Raw genomic sequence first — 6,349 nt, forward strand, 5'->3', positions numbered from 1 at the left:
TCTGCTTTCGAGCAAACGAACAGACCAGCAATCGCCTAGGGCCCGCCACTTACCTTCAGATCCGTTCCAGTGAGCACGCCACGATGCCGCCTTTGGCTTTGCACCGTACACGTCGGTAAGGCAAAATGGCCAAGATCGCGCGGTGGGTTCAGGATCGGAAACTTTCCCTTCACGCAAGAGGCTTTGACGCCGGTTCGTCGCGACGTTCCGCGGACCGATCACTGCTGCGATCTGAAGCGGCCTGAGCGGCGATAGAAAGTTTTGCCGCAAGCTTGCCGCGCATGCCAGATCGAGCGGACATGGAGCGATGGGACAGGTCTTCTCCGGGGAAATCGTAAGCCAGAGCCGACATCAGCACCGCTGACTGAGCAGGCAAATTCCATCTCCCTCGGCACGGTAGGGCTCAGATCAATATCGGTCGTTCAAACGGCACGTCGTTTGCTGGGAAACATCTTGATGACGAAGGAGCCGACAAATTAGGCTGATGCAAAATGCAGGTTGTTTCCAGCGGTCTGAAATTCGCCACAATATTGCACAGCCGACAGATCGCCGATAGCCGCTGCGCGACAATCACGGATGGCTTGTCGCCAAGGCCGCTGAATTATAAGGAGCATTGACGAACTTGGCAAGGCGCCCATCTCGATGGTTAGGCCCATCGAACGTAATATCACGGGCGATTCTACCGACGGACCGGCTGTTGGGGTCGAAGGATCCGGACAATCGTCCTGTTCTATGGTGAAGCAGGCGCGCTCTGATCCTCAAGCGTCAAGCGTTTCCTCCTCTCTCAGCATGCAGCACACCAGTATCCTTCATCTGCAGCCGGAGCTACTCGGTGATATTGCTGAGCGGCTGAGCCCGACCGATCTGCTGAGTATGTCGCAGACAAATCACCAGTTGCGTAACGCCGCCCAGCTATCGCCCGCGTCTCGAGAAAGGCGTCAAAGGGCTATCCGGGTTCAGGCCATCTGGGCGAGGTTAACGGGTCACGAGCCCGGCGCGGATCGCTTCGCCGCGCTCATGCAGCCCAGCGTGATCCAATCACTCGCGCCCCACTTTAATTGTCTCACCAAGGCGCAGCAGGAGGGCCTCGTCGCGCTAGTCCAGAGGCTTGACGACCCCGATGAGCGCAACTCGCGGCGCGGAGGACACAGGTGGGGCCCCGCGATCCTGGCTCTGGAGAAGCTGGTCCACAGTTTAATCCGCCAATGGAGAGGACGCGCTCCGAGCCTAAGAATCCAGAGGGTGGACCCGTCCGCAGCAGTAACATCCTGCACGACGCATCTCCTGATTCCTCTGTTGCCGCACGTGGGTGGGGCGGGGTTTGCGCAGCGGGGAAAGCTGGTCCCATTTCGGGGACGGATCCTGGCACGGCGATCAGGCGGCCGAGGGCTCGCAATTCAGACGAGCTTTATGTCGCATTGAAAGCAATTTATCACGCGCACAACATCGGTGGGTTCTCGACAGAAGTAGTACGGTGGTCCGACCGCCTGCGGATCCCAGATAAAGCTACGTTTCTTCAAAAGGCCGCCGTCGAATTTAACAGCAGATTTGTCTCGCGCTTGGATGAAGATATCGTCGCCGGGGAATCATGGGGGTACGCGACCACATGCAACGCGGTGAGCCGGGACGCGGGAGAGCGGGCGGGGAAAGAAGCTTGCAGGGCCCTTGCAGCTCGCATATCGCGGCTCGATCTCAAGCTGATGAGCAAGATCGAACTCAATGCGTTTCACCTGCTTGCGTCGTCATTCGGTCGGGACCGATTGTCGACGAAATGTCGCGATGGAGCGATCAGAATCGCTCAACTCTGTCAACAAAGCGAGCACTTGATGAGGCAAGTGGTTGCAACCTGTCAATGCTTGCCAATGGTTTCAGCAACTGACCAAAGGAGGCGGACTGTCGCCAAGCCACAGTCGCGATCGCCAAGGAGATCCTTCGCGTCGGGACTCAGCTCGCTCATTTTAAGCCGCAGGACCTATCGCAGCTCGTGAATGGATTCAGCAAATGGCTGGAAGAGACGGGCTGTCGTCAAGCCGCCCTAATCGCTAATGAGGTTGTTGGCCGCGCTGCCCGCGACCCTGGGCTCTCTCGCTTTGTTCCGATCGAACTGGCGACTCTGGCGAACGCTCTTAGCAAATGGCCGAACGAGGCGCACTGTTGCAAGGCCACGGCTGCAATCGCCAACCATGTTCTTGGCCGCGCCGACCGCGGCACCGCGTTATCGAGTTTTGTCTCGCGGGATCTCGCGACGCTAGCGGGCGCTTTCAGCAAGTATCGGAGAGAGACGGCCTGTCGCCGAGCCACGGCCCTAATCGCCAACGAGGTTGTTGGCCGCGCCGCCTGCGACCCTGGGCTCTCTCGCTTTGTTCCACAGGAACTGGCGACCCTTGCGAATGGTTTCTGCAAGTGGCCCGAAGACCCTCGCCCAAGGAAGGTTTGATGTGGATGCGACGTTGGAGGATCTCAAGGACAATCCAACGCTGGCGGCTTCAATCATGGAAGCCTCAGTCAAACTCGCCACCCAGCAGGGCATTTTGCACCCTCCCGCCTTTGGTCTCCCACCGAGGAGTCTGATATGATCGCGCTCACCCGCGAGGTGGCCTTAGAGCGCGCTCATATCGAGCCCGCCCGCGCTAGAGCCGAAGAGGGGAAAATCACCGAGGCGGCACGCAAGTTGCGATAAGCTCGACAAAGCGAACATCAAGGTGAATAGGCCCCATCTGGAGCGCCGGTTGGGGTCGCATGCCTCTCTGGCAGATCAGCTCACCGGCATGAACGTCCCGCCTGGCAGCGCGCCGCAGCTCATCAGCAGTGCCGTACGCCATGTCTTCGAAGTCCCCGACAGGGGTTTTTCACGAGCCGTCAAGAAAGCCATGCTGGCCTTCGAGGAGCGCGGCTACACCGAGCGCCAGACAACCAACTGGTTCAGAATAAGCAGTTCGACCTTCGTCGACATAAAGACAGTGCTCACAACGCCGGAAGCTTACCGCTTCGAGGTCGAGTTCCACACGCCACAGCTATCGAGCCAATCTTGGCAATCACCACATTTATAAATTGCTCGAAAAGCTGCGGCGAGAATCAAGCAGCGATGCTTTGGCGCAAGCCAGGGTCGAGCAACTGGTGCAGCGGACGAAGAAGATCTGCGCGGAAATTGCGATCCTCGACGGCGCACTGGACATTCCCTCACTGGGAAGCCGAAGGGGATCGCAGAGGTAGCGCCGCTGCGGTGTTTGGATTGCGACCTGTCGAAAAATCAAGAATGGCCCCAGCGCCCCAGGTCACCGGAGGCAATCGAGATTGTCGCGGCCCTCGGCGCACGGCCGATCGTGTTCATCGGCATCCCCGGCTGCCCGGCGCTGGGAAATCCAACATTGGCCGACCCCTCGCCAACCGACTGGGGCTGCAATTCATCGATAACGAAAAAAGATCGAGAGGCAGGCTGGTATATCGATAACGCAGATGTTCAATTCGAATGGCGAGGACTATTTCAAGGCGCTCGAGGCGAAGGAAATCGCGTGTGCTCGAGCAAGGGCCCGCGGTCATCGCGACTGGTGGCGGCTCGTTAATGGACAAGCAGACCAGGCGCCTCGTCGGCGAGAAGCGGTCTCGATCTGGATCGATACCGACCCGGAGATGCTCCGACGTCGCCTCAGGAACGATACCACCCGCCCGCTGCTGCGAGGCTCCGACCGGGATCAGACAATCACCCGACTCATGAGCGAGCGCAAGCCGTTCTATGAACAAGCTAACGTCAGGTTTGCACCCCGTAAAAGACGATAAACAGAACGCGAATCTCTGCGTGAGGCGATGCACGGCTATCTGTGCCCCGCGGCGGCCGACCCACAGCCGGCCTCCAACACGAACGGGCTTGTCGGCTGACTCGATTCGGATTTCCAAAGCGCGAAGGTCTGTCAACAGACGCTCGCCGTGGATGCAGGCACGTTTGTTTCCGGAAAACCGCTGCTGATGCCTGCCTTTGTTAATCGCGCGGCATAGGCTTTGCCTTGGCACCGGTGAGGACCGCCTTGTTTGTGAGTGAGGTAAAGCGCTGTTGTCGTGGTTGCCAGACGCTTGCGCCGATCCGCTAGAGGACTTTCGGACGCAACATTCTCCAACCGCTTTCCTAACTGCTGTCTTAACGCGCGACCACAGTGAACCGTCTTTGCTGTGCAGGCCGTACCGCGGCGGCATCCGCATCGACCCGCTGATGTCAGGATGCCGGATCCTCCATTGTGATCTGCGGCCGTCGGATCAGGCGGAATGAGTTGCAAGTTGCCTGGGTGCTGTTCTATTGCACGGCAGTGTACTCCTGCATCGAAGCTGCCACGCTGAATTGGTCGATCGAATTGATTTTCAAAACACTCTTCTTTGAACATATATTTTTCGTAGTCTCCGAGCTAGTAGCGTCTGGGTCTTTGTTCCAAAGTTTGGACATGTCCGTACAACGGGAGCACCTGGGTCGCCCTACGCTTTGGAAGCCGATCACAGCCCACGTCCTCCCTCCTGACGAGAACGGTCGCCGAGCCTATTGGCGTTCGAGCCGCGCTGACTGAGCCAGTACCGACTGCTCGGATCGGTCACGTCATTGCGCTCGATGGCGGTATGAGCAACCATGCCTGCGTCGATGTCGCGCTTTGCGGCTCTATATTTGATGACGTTCTGCGTGCCCGGATCGGTCACGTCATTGCGCTCGATGGCGGTATGAGCAACCATGCCTGCGTCGATGTCGCGCTTAGCGGCCAGCTCTTTGATCTGGTTCTGCTTGTCCGGATTGGTCACGCTATTGCGCTCGATGGCGGTATGAGCAACCATGCCTGCGTCGATGTCGCGCTCCGCAGCTCGCACTTTGATATAGTCCTGCAAGCCCCGATCGTCCACGTTGTTTCGCTCGATGACGGTACGAGCAACCATGTCGGGATTGGCCTTGATGTCGCGCTCCGCGATTAACTGTTTGATCTCGTTCCGCAACCCCGGATTGTCGACGTCATTGCGCTCCATGGCGGTATGAGCAACCATGCCTGCGTCGATGTCGCGCTTCGCGGCCATCTGTTTGATCTGGTTCTGCGTGCCCGGGTCGGTCACGCCATTGCGCTCGATGGCGGTACGGGCAACCATGTCGGGATTGGCGTTGATGTCGCGCTTCGCGGCTTGCCCTTTGATGATGTCCCGCGTGAACGGATTGGTCAGGCCATGATAGGTGATGATGTCATTTGCAGTTCTGGTCGCAGCTCGATTACCCGCGTCGGTCCTGGCATTTGCGAAACGAGCGGGTAGTGTTTCCTGCTCAAGCTTTATGAATTCAGACCGAATTGTCGGATCGCTCTCAATAAGTGCTCGGAACCCTAGATTGGTGCTGAGCAACGCGTTGATTTCATAGAAAGCTGCGGCCCGGTCGGCATAATCGGCTACCCGCCTGAATGCCTCTGTCAGCTTGATGATGTCCTGGGTGACCGGATTGGTCAGGCCATGAAAGCTGATGATGTCATCTGCAGTTCTAGTCGCAGCTGGATTACCCGCCTCGATCCTGGCATTTTCGGAACGAGCGGATCGTGTTTCCTGCTCAAGCGTTCTGAATTCAGACCGAATTGTCGGATCGCTCTCAATAACTGCTCGGAACCTCCCATTGGTGCTGCGCACTGCATTGATATCATAGAAAGCTGCGACCTGGTCGGCATTATTGGCTACCCGCCTGAATACCTCTGTCAGCATGGCATTTGGCAGATTGTGGATCATCGAAGTCTCCTTATCTGGTTCGATCAGCGGTCATCTGTTTAAGAAGTTAATGCGTTTAGCCAATGGAATAAAGTATTTAGTGGTCTGTCGTTAAAAACTATATTCACGATTCGCCATCACATCGCTCGATTGTGAGAGCCTGACTCGAAACTCGGTTAGGCACGACGCGGAGCTGCCATGCGGCGAAGCATGAGGCGGATCGAGGCGATGAAAATCCACGCCTCGGCGTGCCCCGCGCGGCAATATTGCGGCGGGTGGCCTCCGTCCAACCATGTCGTGATCTGCTCAAGTCTAGACAACTCAAGCGAATCACAACGGACGGGGCCACTCAACCGCTTCCACGCCCAATCCCGAGTTTCGGGTCAGGCTCTGAGACTGTCCCCTACGGCGCAATAGATATTCGTACAGAAGCTTGCATTCTTGCAGTTGCTGTTTGACGTAGGGGCCCCACGGCTGCGCTTCGTTCTCTGGTCCTCGCGTTGGGCCAGAGCGAACTTCAAACCGGATTAAGCCAAAGGGGCAACGTCACGGCTAATCCAGAGGCAGGCAGCCACGTCAATAAAGGATTTTGCCGACCGGCTCGCACACAGGAAGACATCGTGTTTCTCACTGCCAATGT

The 6,349-nt window shown here is 57.7% G+C and carries 3 protein-coding genes; 2 read left to right on the plus strand and 1 reads right to left on the minus strand.

Annotated elements, in window-relative coordinates:
* Nucleotides 1–2,729: 2,729 nt before the first annotated feature.
* Entirely contained in the window at nt 2,730–3,050 is a 321-nt protein-coding gene (locus tag AC0L2C_RS31420) for a hypothetical protein (protein WP_473525246.1), read from the plus strand.
* Between the two features lie 580 nt (nt 3,051–3,630).
* Nucleotides 3,631–3,777, plus strand: coding sequence for a shikimate kinase (locus AC0L2C_RS31425; protein ID WP_473525253.1), 147 nt, complete (start codon nt 3,631–3,633; stop codon nt 3,775–3,777).
* A 702-nt stretch (nt 3,778–4,479) separates the two neighbouring features.
* On the opposite strand, the gene AC0L2C_RS31430 is transcribed toward AC0L2C_RS31425, so the two are convergent.
* Nucleotides 4,480–5,730 (minus strand): hypothetical protein, encoded by a 1,251-nt coding sequence (locus AC0L2C_RS31430; RefSeq protein WP_473525247.1) that lies wholly within the window; start codon nt 5,728–5,730, stop codon nt 4,480–4,482.
* Between the last annotated feature and the right edge of the window lie 619 nt (nt 5,731–6,349).

The organism is Mesorhizobium sp. WSM4845 (assembly GCF_055811455.1).